General features: G+C 50.3%; 2 tRNA genes. Both read left to right on the forward strand.

The features are described 5' to 3' along the window. Positions 1–77: transfer RNA gene (locus KI809_RS20400), tRNA-Ile, on the forward strand. Positions 78–102: 25 nt separating this feature from the next. After that, a tRNA-Ala gene (locus tag KI809_RS20405) sits at positions 103–178 on the forward strand. The last annotated feature ends 208 nt before the right edge of the window (positions 179–386 follow it).

Below are 386 nucleotides of genomic sequence, written 5' to 3' on the forward strand. Positions count from 1 at the left end.
GGGCCTGTAGCTCAGCTGGCTAGAGCACACGACTGATAATCGTGAGGTCGGTGGTTCGAGTCCACCTAGGCCCACCACTTTCATCAGATACCCATTTAAAATGGGGGTGTAGCTCAGCTGGGAGAGCACCTGCCTTGCACGCAGGGGGTCATCGGTTCGATCCCGTTCACCTCCACCATTTTATCCACCGAAGCTTTGGCGAAGGTGGATGATACTGTTCTTTGACAATTGCATATAGTGAATTTGTAGGTAGCAACCGAAATGGTGTATGCCGTTTCGGGAGTATGCATAGCAGTTTTGATCGATTTACAGTTTTTTTATGGTCAAGCTACTAAGGGCGTACGGTGGATGCCTAGGCAGAGAGAGGCGATGAAGGACGTGGTAAG

Source organism: Geoanaerobacter pelophilus (genome assembly GCF_018476885.1).
In the GTDB taxonomy this organism is placed as follows: domain Bacteria; phylum Desulfobacterota; class Desulfuromonadia; order Geobacterales; family DSM-12255; genus Geoanaerobacter; species Geoanaerobacter pelophilus.